Genomic DNA, 18,992 nt, shown 5'->3' on the forward strand with positions numbered 1-18,992 from the left:
ATCGCCGCATCGAAGGGAGCGGGTATGACGAAGGATCTCGCGAAAGGCGATCGGGTGAGCTGGAACACGTCGCAGGGGCGCACGCGCGGCACGGTGGTCGAGAAGCGGACGAAGGACTTCACGTTCGCGGGGCAGCACTTCACCGCCTCGGACGAGGAGCCGGCGTATCTCGTGGAGTCGGAGAAGAGCGGCGATCGTGCGGCGCACAAGGGCTCCGCTCTGCGTCGGCTGGGGTGAGACACCCGGAACCGGTATCGCCGCGCACGACGTGGCACGGGAGCCTGATCGGGCGTATAGTCCACATGGACTAATCGAGGTGGGGACATGGCGAAGGACCCGGTGGACGCGCTCACGCCGCTCGGCGTGATGGTGCTCGCGCTGCTGCGCGAGAGCGACATGCACCCCTACGAGATGGTCCGGCTGCTGCGCGCTCGGCACGACGATCGGCTCATCACCGTCACCAACGGCACGCTGTACCACACGGTCGCCCGGCTGCAGCGGGCGGGGCTGCTCGCCGAGGTCGGGACCGACCGCGACGGAAAGCGGCCGGAGCGCACGACCTACACGCTCACCGACGCGGGGCGCGAGACGGTGGTCTCCTGGGTGCGTCGCGCCCTGCCCCGCATCGATCGCGAGGTCGACGCCCGGGTCGCGCTCGCCGAGGCCCACAACCTCGAACGCACCGATGTCGTCGCGCTGCTCCACGACCGCCGCGCCGCCCTCCGGGACTCGCACGCGCTGCACCATGACGGGCTCCGCGGCGCCCGCACCAAGGGTGTCCCCGCCCAGGTCCTCGTCGAGATCGAGCGACAGGAGGCGCTGCTCGACGCGGAGCTGCGCTGGCTCGACTCCCTGCTCACCCGCCTCGACGGCGACGATCTCCCCTGGGGGCCGGACGCCTTCGACGACTCCGACCGCTACCGCGCTCAGCGAAAGGCTGCACAGCAATGACCGAATCCCGCCAGGCCGCAGGGCCTCAGACCGGCCCGTTCGCGGCCGGTCACGCGCCGAAGAGCCCGTGGCCCGCCCTGTGGGCGCTCGTCATCGGCTTCTTCATGATCCTCGTCGACACCACGATCGTGTCGGTCGCGAACCCGGCCATCAAGGCCGCGCTCGACCCGCAGACCAACAACCTCGACAACGTCGTGTGGGTCACCAGCGCCTACCTGCTGGCCTACGCGGTGCCGCTGCTGATCACCGGACGCCTCGGTGACCGCTTCGGCCCGAAGAACATCTACCTGATCGGGCTCGCGGTGTTCACGCTCGCGTCGCTGTGGTGCGGGCTGTCCACCACCCTCGAGGGCCTGATCGCGGCGCGTGCCGTGCAGGGCCTCGGCGCCGCTTTCATGACGCCGCAGACCATGGCCGTCATCACGCGCACCTTCCCGCCGGAGCGGCGCGGTGCGGCGATGGGGCTGTGGGGGGCGACCGCCGGCGTGGCCACGCTCGTCGGTCCGCTCGCGGGCGGCCTGCTGGTGGACGGCCTCGGCTGGGAGTGGATCTTCTTCGTGAACCTGCCCGTGGGTGTCGTGGCGTTCGTGCTCGCGTGGATCCTGGTGCCGAGGCTGAAGACGCACCCGCACCGCTTCGACCTCGTCGGTGTCGTGCTGAGCGCCGTGGCCCTGTTCCTGATCGTGTTCGGGCTGCAGGAGGGCGAGAAGTTCGACTGGGGTGTGATCTGGGGTCCGATCTCGGTGTGGAGCCTGATCATCGCCGGCGTCGTGGTGCTGGCGCTGTTCATCGTGCAGCAGGCCCGCACCCGGAGTGAGCCGCTCGTGCCGCTCGGGCTGTTCCGCGACCGCAACTTCTCGGGCGCGAACGTCGCGATCGCCGCGGTCGGCTTCACGGTCACCAGCATGTCGCTGCCGATGATGTTCTTCCTGCAGACGGCCCGTGGGCTCACCCCGACCGAGGCGGCCATGCTGCTCATCCCGATGGCGGTGCTGTCGGGAGTGCTGGCTCCCGTGGCCGGCAAGATCCTCGACCGCGTCGACCCCCGGGTGATCCTCATCCCCGGACTGCTCTGCGTGGGTGGGGCGCTGCTCTGGTACTCGGCGCTGACGACCATGGACACCCCGATCCTGATGTTCCTGCTGCCGTCGGCCCTGATGGGCATCGGCAACGCGGGCATGTGGGGTCCGCTCGCGACCACGGCCACGCGCAAGCTGCCGCCGCGGCAGGCCGGTGCCGGCGCGGGCATCTACAACACGACCAGGACGATCGGCTCGGTGATCGGTTCGGCGTCGATCGCCGCGTTCATGCAGTCGCGGCTGGAGGCGAACCTGCCCGGACTGTCGGACGCGCCGGCGGGCATCAGCGGGGGCGGGTCGCTGCCGCCGCAGGTGGCGGAGGGCTTCGCGGCAGGTATGGCGCAGGCGCTGCTGCTGCCCGCGGCCGTGATCGTCGTCGCGCTCGTGGCCGCGCTGTTCCTCGGTCGCTACGACCGTGACGACGCGGCGGCTCCGGCCACCGCGGCCCCCGCCCCTCCCGCGTGAGCCGGGGGAGGGTCGCGCCCTCCCCCGTTCCGGCTGCGCCCCGGGGTCAGGCCTGGGTGCTGAAGACCGAGGACAGCACGAGCCCGGCGCCCCCGAGCAGCGTGATCTGGTCCGGGTCCTCCGCGAAGAACACCGTCGGCGGCTGTCCGCGCTCGGGTGCCAGCCGGGTGACCCAGGTCTGCAGGGCCGTGCGCAGCGCCTCGCCGCCCGTGCAGGCGTCGCCGTGCATGATGTAGTGCCCTGGCGCGAGGATCTGCTCGTTGTTCGCGATGCCGATCGCGAGGTTGCGGGCGTACAGGTCGAGCAGCGCCGCGGCGTCGTCCGAGCCGTCCGCCACGAGGGCGGCGAGGCTGCGGGAGTCGAGGGTGTCGGCGTGCGGGAGGCCGACGGCCGCGGCCCGGTCGCGCAGCCAGCCCAGCGTGGCGACCGTCTCCCAGCAGCCGCGCCGTCCGCACCGGCACTCGTCGCCGTCGAGCTGCACGATGGTGTGGCCGGACTCGCCCCCGGCACCGTTCTCGCCGCGGAGCACCTCGCCGCCGTGCACGATCCCGAAGCCCAGCGCCTCACCGGTGTACACGGATGCGAAGTCCTGGATCTCCCGCCCCAGCCCGAACCACCGGTCGCCCAGTGCCTGGACGCGCGGGTGGTGGTCGACGAGGGTGGTGGCGCCGAAGCGCTTCTCCAGCAGCGCGACGACCGGGAGGCCGTTGAGCCCAGGGGTGAGGTGCATCGAGATGACGCTGCCCGTGCTGGTGTCGACCATGCCCGCCGCGGCGACGCCGATGCCGACGAGGGCTTCTCCCGCGAAGCAGCCGTCGGTCACCTGGTGCAGGCACGCGGTGATCTCGTCGGTCGACGCGTCGCGGCTGTACGCCGCGTGGTGCATCTCGTGGATCGTGCCGTCGAAGGCGATGCGGGCGGCCACGACGAAGTCGGGGGAGAGGTGCACGGCGCCGAGCCACGGGCCGTCGCCGCGGAACCAGAGCGGTCGGGCCGGCTTGCCTCCGGCCTCGGACGGCGCGACGGGGTCGCCTTCGACGAGGGTGGCGGAGTCGAGCAGGGGCTGCAGGATCGTGGCGATCGTGGCTCGGTTCACGCCGAGCGAGCGGGCCAGCTGCGCGCGGCTGGAGGGGCCGAGGCGGTGCAGGGTCTCCAGCACGCGGCGGCGGTTCGCGGCTCCGATCGCGCTCGTGGTGATGAGCGGACGGCGCGAGCTCTGGTCGGAGAACACCAGGTCGGCCTGCGGTTTGCCTGACGGTGCCATGGCACCTGCCTTTCCGGTCGCGACGGGTGGCGGCGATGGCTCCGTCTGCGGATCAGTTTACAAGGAAGAATGTATGGTTTAGTGTCATACATACCTCGCGGCGCGCGGGCATCCATGACGAAGTGGGGTTGGCAGTGAACCACAGCAGGTCGGCACGAGTCGGAGTCATCGGCGGCGGGATCCGCGGCGGCATGTTCGCCAGGGCGCTGCAGGAGAACCCCCAGTCCGAGCTCGTCGCGATCTGCGACCGCAGCCCCGGCGTGCTGTCCGCGATGGTCGCGCAGCTGGGCGTTCCGGGCTATGCGAGCACCGAGGAGCTGCTCGCCGCCCACCCCGACCTCGACGGCGTCGTGATCGCGACCCCCGACTTCGCCCACCGCGAGGCGGCGGTGCTCTGCGCCCAGGCCGGTCTCGACCTGATGATCGAGAAGCCGCTGGCCACCGAGGTCGACGACGCGCGGGCGATCCTCGAGGCCGCCGACGCCGCCGGGGTGCGCGTCATGGTCGGCTTCGAGAACCGCTGGAACGTGCGGTACTCGGCGGTGCGCACCCGTCTCGGCGCCGACGGAGACCCGAGGATCAGCGCCCAGATCATCAACCTCAACGACACGATCTTCGTGCCGACCGAGATGCTGTCGTGGTCCTCGAAGAGCTCGCCCGCGTGGTTCCTCATGCCGCACTCGCTCGACCTCGCGTGCTGGATCGGCCGCACGCACCCGGTGTCGGTGTACGCGGTCGGCGCGCGCGACCGCCTCACCGAAGCCGGCATCGACACGTGGGACCGCGTCAACGCCGTGTTCACGATGGCCGACGGCTCGCACGTCGCGCTCAACTCGTCGTGGGTGCTGCCCGAGTCGATGCCGTCGGTGTTCGACTTCCGCTACGAGATCCAGTCCGCCGGTCAGGTCGTGCACATCGACGGCGCCGACGACGGTGTGATCGTCTACGACGCGCAGCGCGGGCAGCTCGTGCAGTCGGCTGTGCATGAGCGCGCCGGCCGCATCCACGGGGTGCCCATCGACATGGTCGGCGACTTCGTCCGCCTCCTCCGCGGGGAGCCCGTCGACGTGCCGGACGCCCGCGACGGCCTCCTCATCACCGCCGCGATCGAGGCGGTGCACACCGCCCTCGAGACCGGCGACGTCGTCTCCATCTCCGTCTGACCCCGCTTCACCTGCACCACCGCGAGACCCGAAACCACGCGACACCCGTCCGGAACTGCACGAAGGAGCAAGGAAATGAACGCATCACCGTCGATGAGCCGGGGCTTCTCCCGGCGTCAGATCTTCCAGCTCGGTGGCCTCGCCGTCGGGGCCATGGCCCTGGCGAGCTGCACCCCCGGAGGCGGAGGGCAGCAGAGCACCGGACCGCTCACGGCCGGCTCCGGGAAGCCCTCCGGCCAGATCAGCATCCTCGACGACAACACCAACAGCATCTTCAAGGACTGGGCCATCGCCGAGTTCGAGAAGCAGACCGGCATCAAGGTCGTCACCTACCAGCAGGGCAACTTCAACGACCTGCACGACAAGATGGCCACGATGTTCGCGGCGCAGGACTCGTCGTTCGACGTCGTGATGACGTGGGCCGGCTGGTCGGCCGAGTTCGGGCAGGCCGGATGGCTGGAGGAGCTCGACCCCTCCGCTGTGCCGGACGACCTCATCCAGCCGGCGCTCGACGCGGTGTCGTGGCGGGGCAAGGTGTACGGCCTGCCGAAGTTCGTCAGCGCGCAGACCATGTTCTGGAACAAGGACCTGTTCGCGGGGGCCGGGCTCGACCCCGAGACGGGCCCGGCGAACTGGGACGAGTTCGTCGCGGCGGCCAAGGCCCTCACCGGCGGCGGGCAGTACGGCTACGCGTGCGACATGGGCAACCCCGCCGGCGCGTACCAGAACTTCCTGCGCGCGCTGCTGCTCAACGGCGGGGAGTTCTACGACGCCGACTACAAGCCCACCTTCGCGAGTGATGCGGGCGTCGAGGCGCTGTCGAAGATGGTCGAGCTGCTGCAGGTGCACAAGGTGATGGACCCCTCCTCGCTGCAGATCACCAACGCGTCCGACCTCGCCGACCTCTTCGCCCGCGGCAGCACCGGCATGGTGTTCAACTGGCCGTTCCAGTACGCGGTCGCCACGGCCGCCGGCGCCGCGACCTCGGCCGCGACGGTGGGCAACGGCCTGCTCCCCGGCATGTCGGTGCGGTCGGCGTCGATCGACGGCTCCGAGGGCTTCGCGATCAGCAAGTTCTCGAAGAACAAGGAAGCGGCCCTGGCGTGGCTGCAGTTCGTCACCACCGGGAAGGTGCAGACCGACATCGTCGAGAAGGAGGGCTGGTTCCCCGTCTCGCAGACGGTGCTGGCCGAGCCCGCCGCGCGGGAGGCGCTGCCCATCCTGTCCACCTACGAGCAGTCCACCGAGTACGTCACCAAGCGCTACGGCACGCCCTGGTCGAACGAGCTCGACCAGGCGCTCTCCGTGCAGCTCATCAACGCCATGAACGGCAAGACCTCCCCCAAGGAGGCGCTGGAGTCGGCGCAGAAGACGGCGGAGGACCTCGTGAAGAAGTACCTGAAGTAGGGCTCGGGGAATGGGCGTCAACCTCCTGGAGAGGAGCCGCCGGCGGGATCTGCGTTTCGGCCTCCTGCTGATCGCGCCGGCGGTGCTGATCATCGCGATGCTGCTCGGCTACCCGATGGGCTACGCCGTGTTCATGTCGTTCCACCAGTGGAACGACAAGCTGGGCATGGAGCACCCCTTCATCGGGCTGGAGAACTACGGGCAGCTGCTGACCGACCCCGCGGTGCACCGGGCGATGGAGCGCACGGCGTACTTCTCGGTGATCACCGTGATCGGCGGGGTCGCGCTGGCCGTGGCGATTGCGGTGCTGCTGAACCGGGAGTTCCGCGGACGCACGCTCGCCCGGGTGCTGCTGCTCGTGCCGTGGGCCGTGCCGCCCGTCGTGAACGGCATCATGTGGAAGCTGATCTTCGACGGCAGCACCGGCATCGCCAACACGATCCTGCGCGGACTCGGTCTCACGGAGGAGAACGTGCAGTGGCTGTCCGACCCCGCGCTCGCGATGAACATCCTGGTGTTCGCGGAGATGTGGAAGCTGCTGCCGTTCCTGTGCCTGCTGATGCTCGCGGCGCTGCAGGGCATCCCGTCGAACCTGTACCGGGCGGCGGCGATCGACGGCGCGGGACCGTGGCGGGCCTTCTGGCGCATCACCGTGCCCAACATGCGTGGCGCCCTGATGTTCGCGCTGATCGTGCAGTCGATGTGGTCGCTCAAGGTGTTCGACACCATCTACGTGCTCACGGGCGGCTCCGGCGGCCCGGCCGAGGGCACCACCACCATCAACTTCCTCGCGTACCTGGTGAACTTCAGCAACCTGGACCGCGGCTACGGCTCGGCGATGGCGGTCGGGATCATGATCCTCGTGCTCGTGGTGGCCGTGTTCTGGATCCTGCTGTTCGGCGGGTTCCGTCGCAAGAGGGGAGAGGCGCATGCCTGACCTGACCACCACCGCCCTCGTCACCACCGCCCGCCCGCGCGGGCGCCGGGTGTCGCGACGCGGACGCCGCCGCCTCACGGCCGTCGTGTGCGCGGTGCTGCTCGTGCTCGTGATGGCGTTCTTCCTGGCGCCGTTCCTGTGGATGTTCGTGTTCAGCGTGTATCCGTCGAGCGCGCTGCAGGGCCGTACCCCCGACCTGTCGCCGTCCCTGCTGACCGTGGAGTCCTACGTGCGCCTGCTGTCGGACGGCAGCTTCCTCACCCCGATGGCGAACTCCGCGATCGTCGGCATCTCCACCACGATCATCTGCATGACCGTGGGCGCGGCCTGCGCCTACGCGATCGCCCGCTTCAAGTTCCGCGGTCGCCAGCCGCTGCTGCTGAGCATGATGACCGTGCAGGCGATCCCCGTGATCGTGCTCGCGGTGCCCCTGTTCATCCTGCTGCGCTCGGTCGGCCTCTACGACCAGCTGCTCGGGCTGATCGCGACGTACACGGCGTTCATCCTGCCGCTCGTGATCTGGATGCTGGTCGGGTTCTTCGAGGACATCCCGCCGAGCCTGGAACGCGCCGCCCGCATCGACGGGTGCAACCGGTTCCAGATCATGTACCGGATCGCCTTCCCGCTCGCCGCGCCCGGCATGGCGGCGACCGCGATCCTGGCGTTCATCACCAGCTGGAGCGACTTCTTCCTGGCGAAGGTGCTGACGTCGAACAACGCCGTGACCCTGCCGGTGAAGACCGCGGCGTTCCAGGGGCTGTTCGCGATGGACTACACGTCCGCGGCGACGGCGGGAGTGATCACGGCCATCCCGGTCCTGATCCTCACCCTCGTGGCACAGAAATGGATCATCCGCGGTATGACCGAGGGTGCGGTGAAAGGCTGATCATGGCACAGATCGAACTGGTGGGCGTCGAGAAGTCGTACGGACGCCCGAGGCGCGGGCACGAGGCCCGCAAGGCGGTCTCCGACCTCAGCTACGTGATCGAGGACGGGCACTTCGTCTCGCTGCTCGGTCCCTCCGGCTGCGGCAAGACCACCACGCTCGACATGATCGCCGGACTGGAGGACATCTCGGGCGGGGAGATCCTCATCGACGGGCGGCGGGTCGACGACCTCGACCCCGACAAGCGCGACCTGGCGTTCGTGTTCCAGGACTACGCGCTGTATCCGCACATGAGCGTCTACGAGAACATCGCGTTCGGGCTGCGCATGCGCAAGGTCGCCAAGGACGAGATCGACCGTCGGGTGCGCGACGCCGCCCGACGGCTCGACATCGCCCACGTGCTCGACGTGAAGCCCAAGAGCCTGTCGGGTGGACAGCGGCAGCGCGTCGCCCTCGCCCGCGCCATTGCCCGGCGCCCCGCGGTGTTCCTGTTCGACGAGCCGCTGTCGAACCTCGACGCGCTGCTGCGCGACCAGACCCGCAGCGAGCTCAAGGTGCTGCACCGCGAGCTCGGCGCGACCAGCGTCTACGTCACGCACGACCAGGAGGAGGCCATGACGCTCTCCGACCGGATCGCCGTGATGAGCCGCGGACGGCTGGAGCAGTACGGCAGCCCGTACGAGGTGTACCACGAGCCGGCGACCGAGTTCGTGGCGTCGTTCGTGGGCAAACCGCGCATGAACCTGTTCACGGCGAAGCGGGGCGAGCGTGGCAGGCACGTGCTCCCGGGGACCGCGTTCGGCGTGGAGTCGGGTGCGCTGCCCGAGGAGATCCGCGTCGGACTGCGCCCGGAGGAGTGCGACCTGCGGCGACCGCTGGCCGGTGAGCAGCCGCACGGCACCGTCGTCGCGGTGGAGCCGCTCGGCAACGTCTCCGACGTGCACCTCACGATGGGCGACGTCGAGTTCCTCGTGCGCGTCCCCGGGTTCGGCTCCTACGGCGTCGGCGACGCGGTGGTGGTCGACCTGACCCGCGCGCGCCTGCACTGCTTCGACCCCGAGACCGGGAGGCGCCTCGCCGTGTCGTGAGCCGGTTCCTCGCGCGGGTTCCACGGACTCCCGCGTTCCGGTTCAGCGGGTTCACAGGGTTAGGGTGGATGGTCGGCGGCCGCCGGGTCGCCCCATCCGAACCTCCGAGGAGCACTCGACGTGAGCCGAAATCCATCCTCCACGGCGCGCCGCCTGCGCCGCTTCGCCCGGACGGCGACCGCCTCCGCGCTCGCCGCGCTCGTCGCCGCCGGGGCGCTCCTCGCCGGAGCCGCGCCCGCCGCGGCCGAGGGCGAGACCTACGTGATCGGCACCGACACCACGTTCGCCCCGTTCGAGTTCACGGACGCGAACGGCGAGCTCGTCGGCATCGACATGGACCTGCTGCGCGCGATCGCGAAGGACCAGGGCTTCGAGGTCGAGATCCGCCAGCTGGGCTTCGACGCCGCCGTGCAGGCCCTCCAGTCCAACCAGGTCGACGCGGTGATGGCCGGCATGTCGATCACCGAGGAGCGCCAGCAGACGTTCGACTTCAGCGACCCGTACTTCACCAGCGGGGTGCAGCTGGGGGTGCTGGAGTCCAGCGACATCGAGTCGCTCGACGACCTCGACGGCAAGGCGGTCGCGGTCAAGACCGGCACGCAGGGCCAGACCTTCGCCGAGGAGAACCAGGAGAAGTACGGCTTCCGCATCACGCCGTACCAGGACACGACCGACATGGTCGACGCCGTGAAGGCCGGGCAGGCCGTCGGCTACTTCGAGGACTTCCCGGTGCTCGCGTACGGCATCCAGCAGGGGTCGGGCTTCCGGCTGATCGGCGACCCGGAGCTCGGCGGCGAGTACGGCTTCGCGGTCAACAAGGGGCAGAACGCCGAGCTGCTGAAGATGTTCAACGCGGGGCTCGCGAACCTCCAGGACTCGGGCGAGTACGACGAGATCGTCGACACGTACCTCGCCTCGGGTGAGGGCGAGCCGAGCGCGCAGCCCACCGACATCATCTCCGTCGCGGTGAAGTACTGGCCCGCGCTCATGCAGGGTCTGTGGCTCACGATCCTCGCCACGATCGTCGCGGTGGTCGCGGCCTTCATCCTCGGCATCATCTTCGGCTTCGGGCGCATCTCGAAGTTCGCGCCGTTCCGCTGGGTCGCCACGGCCTACGTGTACGTCTTCCGCGGCACCCCGATCCTGATCCAGGCGTTCTTCGTCTTCTTCGCGATCCCGCAGCTGATCCCCGACCTGAAGTTCGACCCGTTCGTGGCCGGCGCGATCACCCTGTCGCTCAACACCGGTGCGTACATGACCGAGATCATCCGCGGCGGCATCCAGGCGGTCGACCCCGGTCAGGCCGAGGCCTCGCGTTCGCTGGGCCTGAGCCACTGGAAGACGATGCGCAAGGTCGTGCTGCCGCAGGCGTTCCGCATCATGATCCCCTCGTTCGTGAACCAGGGCATCATCACCCTCAAGGACACCTCGCTCATCAGCGTGATCGGCCTCGCGGAGCTGACCTTCGTGTCGCGCCAGATCATCGCCTCCACCTACCTGTCGGCGCAGGTGCTCACCATCGTCGCCATCATCTACTTCGTCGTGATCACGCTGCTGACGCTGCTCGCGAACCGCCTGGAGAGGACGCTCAACGCATGAGCAAGATCGACGTCAGGAACCTGCACAAGTCGTTCGGCGACAACGAGGTCCTGAAGGGCATCGACCTCACGGTCGACGACGGCGAGGTCGTCGCGGTGATCGGGCCCTCCGGCTCGGGCAAGTCCACGCTGCTGCGCTGCCTCAACAAGCTCGAGGAGCCGACCTCGGGGCACGTCGTCATCGACGGCGTCGACCTCACCGACAAGAGCGTCAAGCTCGACGAGGTGCGCCAGCGCATCGGCATGGTCTTCCAGCACTTCAACCTGTTCCCGCACATGACCGTGCTGGAGAACATCACCCTCGCGCCGGTCGAGCTCGGCCGCATGACCAAGGCCCAGGCGTGCGAGCGGGCGCTGTCGCTGCTGGAGCGCGTCGGGCTGTCGGAGAAGGCGGACGCCAAGCCCGCATCGCTCTCCGGCGGCCAGAAGCAGCGGGTCGCCATCGCCCGTGCGCTCGCGATGGACCCCGAGATCATGCTGTTCGACGAGGCCACCAGCGCGCTCGACCCGGAGATGGTCGGCGAGGTGCTGCAGGTGATCCGCGACCTCGCCGAGGGCGGCATGACCATGGTGCTCGTGACGCACGAGATGGGCTTCGCGCGCGAGGTGTCCGACCGCACGGTGTTCATGGACGGCGGGGTCGTGGTCGAGGAGGCTGCGCCGGCCGAGCTGTTCGGCTCCCCCAAGAACGAGCGCCTGCAGGACTTCCTGTCGAAGGTGCTCTGACCGTACGCATCCGCGTCGTTCCGCGAAAGGAGCGGGCTACTCGCGGACGGGTGCGGGGTGGCGACGGATGGTCGCGCTGACCAGCGCCGCGACGGCGCAGAGGCCGGCCGCGGCGAACCACGCGACCGTGTACTGACCGGTGTGGTCGCGCACGAGCCCCGCGAGGATCGAGGCGATGCCCGCACCGATCTGATGGGCGGCGAACACCCAGCCGAACACCAGCGGGCCGCGGTCGCCGAACACCTCGCGGCACAGCGCGATCGTCGGCGGCACCGTGGCGACCCAGTCGAGGCCGTAGATCACGATGAACACGATGATGCTGGGCTGCACCTCGGCCGACAGCAGGCTGGGCAGGAACAGCAGGCTCACCCCGCGCAGGGCGTAGTACGCGGCGAGCAGGATGCGCGGGTTGACGCGGTCGGTCAGCCAGCCGGAGAACACGGTGCCCGCGATGTCGAAGATCCCGACCACGGCCAGGAGTCCGGCGGCGGTCGTGGTCGGCATGCCGTGGTCGTGCGCGCTGGGGATGAAGTGCGTGCCGATCAGGCCGTTGGTGGTCGCGCCGCAGATCGCGAAGCCGATCGCGAGGGCCCAGAACGTCTTGGTGCGGGCGGCCTCGCGGAGCGTGCGGAGGGCGAGGGCGGCGGCACCCCAGGCGTTGCCTCGGGGCAGGGGTGCCGGTGGGGAGGCGGGCGCGGGCTCGCCGTACCGTCCGACGCCGAGGTCGCTCGGGCGGTTGCGCACGAAGATCCACACCAGGGGCGCGACCGCGAGCGCGCCGCCCGCGATGATGAACGACGCCCCTCGCCAGCCGATGTCCTCCGCCGCGGCCGCGATGACCGGCAGGAAGATCAGCTGTCCGGTGGCGCTGCCCGCGGTGAGCACGCCGGACACGAGACCGCGGCGCGTCGCGAACCAGGTGTCGGTGATGGTCGCAGCGAACACGAGCGCCATCGACCCGGTGCCGAGTCCGATCAGCACGCCCCACGTGAGGATGAGCTGCGCGGGGGTGGCGACGAGCACGCTCAGGGCGGCGCCCGCACCGATCACGAACAGGGCGGTGACGGTGACCGCGCGGATGCCGAAGCGTTGCATGAGCGCGGCCGCGAAGGGGGCGATCAGCCCGTACAGCAGCAGGTTGACGGAGACCGCGAGCGACAGCTCGGCCGTCGTCCAGCCGAACTCCTCCTCCAGCGGCACCATGAGCACGCCCGGCGCCGCCCGGAACCCCGCGGCGCCGATCAGGGCGATGAGGGCGACGAGCGCGACCGTCCAGGCGGGGTGGAGGCGGCGACGGCGTGCAGGTGGGTCCTGTACGGGCTCGTCGACGGACTCGGCGGTCATGCGTTCGCCCCGGTGTGCAGCGCGAACGGCTGGCCGCCCATGCTGCGCCGGGCCCACCGGGTGCTGTGCGCGTCGAGCGGGGCGCCGCAGTGCGCGCACCAGTCCACGGAGACGGCGGTGTCACCGCAGCGCGCGCACGAGACCTCGAGCCCCCAGGGGCCGTCCGGATCGGTCGTGCGGCTGAAGCGGGCGTACGCGTGGAGGATCGGCAGCGTCGCGAGTCCGGCGTCGGTCAGGCGGTAGCCGCTGCGAGCCTCGCTCGGGTCTTCGCGGGTCAGGAGCCCGGCGTCGTGCATGGCGGTGAGCCGGCGCGACAGCACGGAGTCGGCGGCACCCGTGGCCGCGCGCAGCTCGTCGAAGCGGGTGCGGCCGGAGAACAGCTCTCGAAGAAGAAGGAGGACCCAGGGGTCGGCGAGCACGTCGGCCGAGCGGGCGATCGGGCACGTCGCGGACGACCAGTCGGAACGGAGGGGCATGCCGTCACTTTCTTGAAGAAAGTCGGCGGTGTCAAGCCGGTCCCCGCAGAACGGCAGGATTCGCGCGACCCCTGTCGCGAACGCTCCCTCCCGCGGGGCCGCGCGCTACTCGGCGACGCGGGCGGCGATGTCGCTGCGGAAGTGCGCGCCCTCGAGTCGGATGCGCGCGATCGCGTCGTACGCGCGGTCGCGCGCCGTGCGGAAGTCCGGGGCGACGGCGACCACGTTCAGCACGCGGCCGCCCGTGGCGATGAGGGAGCCTCCGGGCGCGTCGGGGCTTGCGGTCGCGGCGTGCACCAGGCGCACACCCTCGACCTCGGCCGCCGCGTCCAGGCCCTCGATCGGACGGCCGGTCTGCGGCGACTCCGGGTAGCCCTCGCTCGCGAGCACCACGGTGATGGCGGCGTCGTCACGGAACTCCGGCTCCGGCTGATCCTCGAGCGTGCCCGAGGCCGCGGCGAACAGCAACTGCGACAGCGGGGTCTGCAGCCGCGGCAGCACGACCTGCGTCTCGGGGTCGCCGAAGCGCGCGTTGAACTCGATCACCCGCACGCCGTTCGGGGTGAGGATGAGCCCGGCGTACAGCAGCCCGATGAACGGCGTGCCCTCCGCGTCGAGCTGCCGGACCACGGGGAGCGCCACGTCGCGCGTGACCTCCTCGACGAAGGCCTGCTCGCTGCCGAACTGCTCCGCGAGCCACGGCAGCGGGGAGTACGCGCCCATGCCGCCCGTGTTGGGACCGGCGTCGCCGTCGTACGCCCGCTTGAAGTCCTGCGCGGGGCTGAGCGCCCGCACGGTGTCGCCGTCGCTCAGGAAGAACAGCGACACCTCGGGACCGGACAGGAACTCCTCCACGAGCACGGGCCCGGCGGGAAGATACTGCGCGGCGTGCGCGAGCGCCTCGGCGCGGTCGTCCGTCACGATCACGCCCTTGCCCGCGGCGAGCCCGTCGGCCTTGACCACGTACGGGGCGCCCAGGTCGTCGAACGCGGCCTCGACCTCAGCGGTCGTCGCCGCACGCACGGCCCGCCCGGTCGGCACGCCCGCGGCGTCCATGACCCGCTTGGCGAACGACTTCGACCCCTCCAGCTGCGCCGCGGCCCTGCCCGGTCCGAACACGGGGATGCCGCGCTCGCGGAGCTCGTCGGCGACACCGGCGACCAGTGGAGCCTCCGGCCCGATCACGACGAGGTCGACCGCGTGCTCGTTCGCGAACGCCGTGACCGCGGCCGCGTCGAGCGGGTCGACCGACACGGGCGTCGCGTCGTGCGCGATGCCGGCGTTGCCCGGGGCGACGACGATCTCGTGCTCCACCTCCTCTGCGCGCAGGGCGAGGATGATCGCGTGCTCACGGGCACCGGAACCGAGGACGAGGATCTTCACCCGTCCAGCCTACCGAGGCCGGTACGGCGGGTTTCGGCCGCCCGCGCGTCACAGCTCGATGGGCCGCTCCACGGTCGCATCCCACGGCACCGTCCAGCCGGTGGCGTCGAACAGGGCATCGAGCACCATGGCCGTAAACCCCCACACGATGGTGCCGTCCACGTCGAACGCCGGGCCGCGGAACGTGCGGCCCATCCGCGACAGCGTCGAGGTGAACCGGGTCGCGGGGTCGAGCAGCTGGGCCACCGGCACGCGGAACACCTCGACGGTCTCCGCATGATCGACGGCGACGACCCGCGACGGCGACTGCCACCACGCGAGCACGGGCGTGACGAGGTGGTTGCTCGCGGCGAGCGGGATGACCGGGAGGGTCGACAGCACCTCGACCCCCGCGGGGTCGAGTCCCGTCTCCTCCTCGGCCTCGCGCAGCGCGGTGGCCACGGCATCCGCGTCGGTCGGCTCGACGCGACCACCGGGGAACGATACCTGCCCGGGGTGCGACGACAGCGTGGGGGCGCGGCGCTGCAGCAGCACGTCGAGGTCGCGCGAGACGGCGGCGTCGGCGGCGGGGGCCGGGGTGCGGTCGAGCACGCCGAACAGGATGAGCACGGCGGCGTCGTGCGCGGTGCGCGGGTCGGCGAGCGGCGGGATCGGCACGCCCCAGGTGTGATCCGTGGCGGCGGCGAGCAGCTCGGCGCGCGCGCCCTGGGGGTGCATGCTCATACCCCGAGCTTAGGCCGCGGCCGGGTGCGGGGGCCGCGGTTCTAGGGTGGAGCCATGGCGAGGAAGATCGACATCATCGACGGTCGTGCGGCGCTCGACGCCGTCCGGGCGGCGGAGGCGGCGGGCGAGAGGCCCCCGCGCACGTCGCTCGCGACCGCGGTGCGGTATCTGCTGCAGCTGCTCGACGAGAAGGCACCGGGCAACAGCGTCGAGGTGCGGGTGCCGCCGTTCGGGGCCGTGCAGGTGATCCAGGGCCCGCGGCACACCAGGGGCACCCCGCCGAACGTCGTGGAGATGGACGCGGCGACCTGGATCGCGGTCGCCACGGGGGCCGAGGCCTGGACCGCCGCGGCCGAGTCCGGTCGGGTGCACGCCTCCGGCACCAGGGCCGACCTCGCCGGGGTGCTGCCGCTGCGGCCCTAGCGTCGCGCGACCACGAGGGGCACGCCCGTGGCCGGGTGGGGGAACACGTCGACGGGTTGCCCGTAGATCCGCTCGATCCGGGAGGCCGTGAGCACCTCGGCCGGGGCTCCGCTGGCGGTGACGCGGCCGTCCGCGAGCAGGGTCACGCGGTCGGCGTGCGCGAGCGCGGCATTCAGGTCGTGCAGCACGATGGCCACCGCGGCCCCCTCGGCGGCGCGGGCGCGGAGGAGCCGCATGACGTCTTCGTGGTGCTTGAGGTCGAGGGCCGCGGTGGGCTCGTCCAGCAGCAGCACGCCGGTGCTCTGGGCGATCACCCGGGCCAGGGCCACGCGGGCGCGCTCGCCGCCGGAGAGGGAGGGCACCGCGCGGGGCCCGAGCGCCGTGACCTCGGTCTGCGTCATGGCGTCCGCGACGATCCGGTCGTCGTCGTCGGCCGCGGGGGTGCGTGCCCACGGGGTGCGGCCCATGCGCACGACCTGTTCCGCGGTGAACGGAAAGGTGACCGTGTTCTCCTGCAGCAGCACGGCCCGCTGCTGCGCGAGGGCACGCGGCCGCAGGTCTCGCAGCGGGCGGCCGTCGAGGAGCACCACCCCGGAGGCCGGGGCGACGTCGCCCGCCAGCACGCCGAACAGGGTGGACTTGCCCGCGCCGTTCGGTCCGACGAGCGCGTGCACCTCGCCCGCGTGCACGTCGATCGAGGCGTCGTGGAGGATGGTGCGTCCCTCGCCCACGCGCACCGTGAGCCCGGTGCCCTGCAGCCGCGGCATCATGCCCACCCTCCCGAGCGACGGCGCGTGCGCACCAGCAGCCAGAGGAAGAACGGCCCGCCCACGAGGGAGGTGATCATGCCGATCGGGAGGTCGGCCAGGGGGACGGCCGTGCGGGCGACGAGGTCGGCGACCGCGATGAGCAGCGCGCCGCCGAGGGCCGAGGCGATCACGAGGGGCAGGTGTGCGGGTCCGATCATCATGCGCATGAGGTGCGGCACGACGAGGCCGGCGAAACCGATGATCCCGGCGAATGCGACCGCGGCGCACACCAGCAGTGCGACGGTCACGATGACCACGAGGCGCAGCAGCTCCACGCGCACGCCGAGGTGCCGGGCGGTGCGCTCGCCGAGGGCGAAGAGGTCGAGGCTCGGCGCGACGATCAGGGCGACCACGACGCCGATCGCGACGAGCGGCGCCACGAGCTGGATGTTCGACCAGAGGGCCCCGTTGAGCGACCCGAGCTGCCAGAACACGATCTGCTCGCGCGTCGACGTGGTGCCGAGGAAGGTGAAGAACGCCATGCCCGCCCCGGCGATCGCGTTGATGGCGATGCCGGTGAGCAGCAGGGTCACGACCTCGGTGCGGCCGCCCGAGCGGCTGAGGAGGTACACGGAGAAGACCGCGACCAGCCCGCCCAGGAACGCGAACGCGGGGGTGGTCCACATGCCGAACGTGGCGAGGCCGAACGTGATGCTGGCCGCCGCACCGAGCGCCGCGCCCGACGAGACGCCCACCACGCCCGCGTCGGCGAGGGGGTTGCCGAAGACCGCCTGCATGAGCACGCCGGACACCGCGAGCGCGGCGCCCACGAGCAGGCCGAGCACCAGGCGCGGCAGTCGCAGCGTGTAGATCACGCCGTAGTCCGTGGCGGCGTCCGGCACCCAGGCGGTGTCGATGCCGAGGCCCCGCAGCAGCACGCCCAGCAACGCCGTGGGCGACAGGTCGTACTGACCGCTGGTGATCGAGACGACGCACGTGACGGCGAGGGCGACGAGGAGCCCCGTGACGACCAGCCCGAAGCGCAGTCCGCGGTGCCGCGCCGGCGTAGGGGTGACGACCTCGCCGCTCACTGGGGCGGCTCGGCGGTGTACAGCGCGCGGGCGAGGGCGCCGATCACGTCGGCCGACCGGGGACCGAAGCTCAGGATCTCCGCGTCGGCCATGTCGATCACCCGGCGGTTCGCCCCGGCGGGGGTCTGTCCCACGGCGGGGATCCGTTCGATCAGCCCGTCGATGCCTCCCACGGACTCCAGGCCGTCGGTCATCATGACGAGCACGTCCGGCTGCGCGGCGACCAGGGCCTCCGCGGTCATCGGCTTCATGCCCTCCCAGCCGATCTCGGAGGCGACGTCGACACCGCCGACCGCATCGATGAGCGAGTCCGCCCCCGAGTCCGCGCCGAAGATGTAGTAGACGTTGGCGCTGCCGCGCACGTAGAGGAACAGCATGCGGGCGCGGTCCTCCGGTGTGGCCGGGGTCACCTGCGCGATCTCGCCGAGCACGGACGCCACCCGCGCATCGAGGCGCTCGATCAGCTCGGCGCCGCGGCTGGGCACCCCGAGCGCGGCGGCGATCTCGGTGACGAGCGCATCGGTGGTGTCGAGGCGACGGTCGCCCGAGATGACGACGACCGCGATCCCGGCGTCCCGGAGCTGCTGGCGGACTTCCTTCGGGCCGATCGTGGTGTCGGTGAGGATGACGGTGGGAGCGAGCCCGAGGATCGCCTCGGGGTTGAGCGTGTGGCCGGTCTTCGTGACCACGGGCAGCTCCTCGGTGCCGGGGAACAGCGTCGAGGAGTCACGGCCGACCACCTGGTCGCCGAGGCCGAGCGCGAACACCGTGGACGCGATCGTGCCGGAGATGTCGATCGGGAGGATGCGGTCGACGTCGGTCACCTCGACCGTCCGACCCTCGCTGTCGGTCACCGTCACGGGCAGCTGGGGCGCGGTGCGGTCGTCGACCGGGGTGATCGCGTGGCTGGCGAGGCAGGCGGTCGCGGGACCCGTGGCGGTGCGGACGTCGTCCACGAGGTCGAGCTCGGTGAGGGGGACCGAGGCCTGAGGGCAGGTGTCGTCGACGGCGGGCGGGGCCGCGGCGGTGGCGTCGGGGTCGGCGCAGGCGGCGAGTCCGACGGCGAGAGCGGCAGCCAGGACGAGGGCGGAGAGGCGTCGCATTAGGCAAGGCTATCCTAAAACTTGACGCTGTCGTGGCGAGCGCCCTACGCTCGGGATCGACGGCTTACTTAGCTGAGCCTAACCAACATCCCATCCTCGCCCGACTGCCCGTGCGGCCTCGCCGGAGCGCTCCCGA

The 18,992-nt window shown here is 71.1% G+C and carries 19 protein-coding genes; 11 read left to right on the forward strand and 8 right to left on the reverse strand.

The features are described 5' to 3' along the window. The first annotated feature begins 24 nt into the window (after nucleotides 1-24). The 3 genes from KZC56_RS07300 to KZC56_RS07310 all read left to right on the forward strand — a co-directional run bounded on the left by KZC56_RS07300 (nucleotide 25) and on the right by KZC56_RS07310 (nucleotide 2,495). Complete coding sequence (locus KZC56_RS07300; protein ID WP_136032818.1) at nucleotides 25-237, forward strand: hypervirulence associated TUDOR domain-containing protein; 213 nt, start codon at nucleotides 25-27, stop codon at nucleotides 235-237. An 87-nt stretch (nucleotides 238-324) separates the two neighbouring features. Continuing rightward, entirely contained in the window at nucleotides 325-951 is a 627-nt protein-coding gene (locus KZC56_RS07305) for a PadR family transcriptional regulator (protein WP_136036709.1), read from the forward strand. Continuing rightward, nucleotides 948-2,495, forward strand: coding sequence for a DHA2 family efflux MFS transporter permease subunit (locus tag KZC56_RS07310; RefSeq protein WP_136032822.1), 1,548 nt, complete (start codon nucleotides 948-950; stop codon nucleotides 2,493-2,495). Before KZC56_RS07305 ends, KZC56_RS07310 begins: the two co-directional genes overlap by 4 nt. 46 nt (nucleotides 2,496-2,541) lie before the next feature. Here KZC56_RS07310 and KZC56_RS07315 read toward each other — a convergent pair whose 3' ends face one another. After that, entirely contained in the window at nucleotides 2,542-3,759 is a 1,218-nt protein-coding gene (locus KZC56_RS07315; RefSeq protein WP_136037314.1) for an ROK family protein, read from the reverse strand. 134 nt (nucleotides 3,760-3,893) lie between these two features. Here KZC56_RS07315 and KZC56_RS07320 point away from each other — a divergent pair, with 134 nt between their 5' ends. The 7 genes from KZC56_RS07320 to KZC56_RS07350 all read left to right on the forward strand — a co-directional run bounded on the left by KZC56_RS07320 (nucleotide 3,894) and on the right by KZC56_RS07350 (nucleotide 11,564). Further along, nucleotides 3,894-4,922, forward strand: a complete 1,029-nt coding sequence (locus KZC56_RS07320) for a Gfo/Idh/MocA family protein (RefSeq protein ID WP_247638236.1) — start codon at nucleotides 3,894-3,896, stop codon at nucleotides 4,920-4,922. 75 nt (nucleotides 4,923-4,997) lie between these two features. Continuing rightward, on the forward strand, nucleotides 4,998-6,329 hold the full coding sequence (locus KZC56_RS07325; RefSeq protein WP_206251909.1) for an ABC transporter substrate-binding protein: 1,332 nt from the start codon (nucleotides 4,998-5,000) through the stop codon (nucleotides 6,327-6,329). Nucleotides 6,330-6,339: 10 nt separating this feature from the next. After that, entirely contained in the window at nucleotides 6,340-7,266 is a 927-nt protein-coding gene (locus KZC56_RS07330) for a carbohydrate ABC transporter permease (protein ID WP_247638237.1), read from the forward strand. Next, entirely contained in the window at nucleotides 7,259-8,152 is an 894-nt protein-coding gene (locus KZC56_RS07335) for a carbohydrate ABC transporter permease (protein ID WP_136037310.1), read from the forward strand. The genes KZC56_RS07330 and KZC56_RS07335 overlap by 8 nt, the downstream gene beginning before the upstream one ends. A gap of 2 nt (nucleotides 8,153-8,154) precedes the next feature. Beyond that, the gene (locus KZC56_RS07340; RefSeq protein ID WP_247638238.1) at nucleotides 8,155-9,240 is read left to right on the forward strand and encodes an ABC transporter ATP-binding protein; all 1,086 of its coding nucleotides are present in this window, start codon (nucleotides 8,155-8,157) and stop codon (nucleotides 9,238-9,240) included. A 120-nt stretch (nucleotides 9,241-9,360) separates the two neighbouring features. Then, the gene (locus KZC56_RS07345) at nucleotides 9,361-10,839 is read left to right on the forward strand and encodes an amino acid ABC transporter substrate-binding protein/permease (RefSeq protein WP_247638239.1); all 1,479 of its coding nucleotides are present in this window, start codon (nucleotides 9,361-9,363) and stop codon (nucleotides 10,837-10,839) included. Continuing rightward, complete coding sequence (locus KZC56_RS07350) at nucleotides 10,836-11,564, forward strand: amino acid ABC transporter ATP-binding protein (RefSeq protein ID WP_247638240.1); 729 nt, start codon at nucleotides 10,836-10,838, stop codon at nucleotides 11,562-11,564. Before KZC56_RS07345 ends, KZC56_RS07350 begins: the two co-directional genes overlap by 4 nt. Before the next feature lie 36 nt (nucleotides 11,565-11,600). Here the strand turns inward: KZC56_RS07350 and KZC56_RS07355 are convergent, their stop codons facing one another. From KZC56_RS07355 to KZC56_RS07370, 4 genes are all read right to left on the reverse strand, one after another. Next, nucleotides 11,601-12,908 carry an MFS transporter gene (locus KZC56_RS07355; protein ID WP_247638241.1) on the reverse strand — a complete coding sequence of 436 codons (1,308 nt, stop codon included), beginning with the start codon at nucleotides 12,906-12,908 and terminating at the stop codon, nucleotides 11,601-11,603. Beyond that, nucleotides 12,905-13,384 carry a winged helix-turn-helix transcriptional regulator gene (locus KZC56_RS07360; protein ID WP_247638242.1) on the reverse strand — a complete coding sequence of 160 codons (480 nt, stop codon included), beginning with the start codon at nucleotides 13,382-13,384 and terminating at the stop codon, nucleotides 12,905-12,907. Before KZC56_RS07360 ends, KZC56_RS07355 begins: the two co-directional genes overlap by 4 nt. Before the next feature lie 105 nt (nucleotides 13,385-13,489). Continuing rightward, nucleotides 13,490-14,767: a phosphoribosylamine--glycine ligase gene (gene purD / locus KZC56_RS07365; protein WP_247638243.1), complete on the reverse strand. Its 1,278-nt coding sequence runs from the start codon at nucleotides 14,765-14,767 to the stop codon at nucleotides 13,490-13,492. Between the two features lie 48 nt (nucleotides 14,768-14,815). Further along, nucleotides 14,816-15,490 carry an NUDIX hydrolase gene (locus KZC56_RS07370; RefSeq protein WP_136037306.1) on the reverse strand — a complete coding sequence of 225 codons (675 nt, stop codon included), beginning with the start codon at nucleotides 15,488-15,490 and terminating at the stop codon, nucleotides 14,816-14,818. Between the two features lie 54 nt (nucleotides 15,491-15,544). Here KZC56_RS07370 and KZC56_RS07375 point away from each other — a divergent pair, with 54 nt between their 5' ends. After that, nucleotides 15,545-15,913: a sterol carrier family protein gene (locus KZC56_RS07375; protein WP_136032839.1), complete on the forward strand. Its 369-nt coding sequence runs from the start codon at nucleotides 15,545-15,547 to the stop codon at nucleotides 15,911-15,913. On the opposite strand, the gene KZC56_RS07380 is transcribed toward KZC56_RS07375, so the two are convergent. Genes KZC56_RS07380 through KZC56_RS07390 form a run of 3 tightly spaced genes read right to left on the reverse strand, consistent with a single transcriptional unit; the run spans nucleotide 15,910 to nucleotide 18,856 of the window. Further along, a complete protein-coding gene (locus KZC56_RS07380; RefSeq protein WP_247638244.1) occupies nucleotides 15,910-16,683 on the reverse strand; it encodes a heme ABC transporter ATP-binding protein in 774 nt (257 codons plus the stop codon). The two genes, KZC56_RS07375 and KZC56_RS07380, sit on opposite strands and share 4 nt — an antisense overlap. Beyond that, nucleotides 16,680-17,753, reverse strand: coding sequence for a FecCD family ABC transporter permease (locus KZC56_RS07385; protein ID WP_247638245.1), 1,074 nt, complete (start codon nucleotides 17,751-17,753; stop codon nucleotides 16,680-16,682). Before KZC56_RS07385 ends, KZC56_RS07380 begins: the two co-directional genes overlap by 4 nt. After that, a complete protein-coding gene (locus tag KZC56_RS07390) occupies nucleotides 17,750-18,856 on the reverse strand; it encodes a heme/hemin ABC transporter substrate-binding protein (RefSeq protein ID WP_206251901.1) in 1,107 nt (368 codons plus the stop codon). Before KZC56_RS07390 ends, KZC56_RS07385 begins: the two co-directional genes overlap by 4 nt. Nucleotides 18,857-18,992: the final 136 nt, after the last annotated feature.

This window comes from Microbacterium sufflavum (assembly GCF_023091155.1).
Lineage (GTDB): Bacteria > Actinomycetota > Actinomycetes > Actinomycetales > Microbacteriaceae > Microbacterium > Microbacterium sufflavum.